1 pseudogene is annotated in these 454 nt (G+C 69.8%); it reads right to left on the bottom strand.

The features are described from left to right. Nucleotides 1-454: pseudogene (locus AV521_RS46180) on the bottom strand (ketoacyl-synthetase C-terminal extension domain-containing protein); the annotation flags it as partial.

Raw genomic sequence — 454 nt, 5'->3', positions numbered from 1 at the left:
GCGACCCCGACACCACCGGGACGCAAAACTCCCCCGGCTCATCAGGACCCTCCACCGCGGCCGGCTCCACGGCGGGCGCTTCTTCCACGATCACGTGCGCGTTGGTACCGCTCACCCCGAACGAGGACACACCGGCCCGCCGCACCCGCTCACCCCGCGGCCAGGCCACCGGCTCCGTCAGCAACCCCACCGCACCCGCCGACCAGTCCACGAACGGCGACGGCTCCTGCACATGCAACGTCCGCGGCAACTCCTCCCGCCCCAACGCCATCACCATCTTGATCACACCTGCCACGCCGGCGGCGGCCTGTGTGTGTCCCACATTCGACTTCAGCGACCCCAGCCACAACGGCCTGTCCGCCGGACGGTCCTGCCCATACACCGCGATCAGCGCCTGCGCCTCGATCGGATCACCCAGCTTCGTACCCGTACCATGCGCCTCCACCGCATCCAC

The organism is Streptomyces sp. IMTB 2501 (genome assembly GCF_001953885.1).
GTDB lineage: Bacteria > Actinomycetota > Actinomycetes > Streptomycetales > Streptomycetaceae > Streptomyces.
This window is presented reverse-complemented; position numbering and strand designations above follow the sequence as displayed.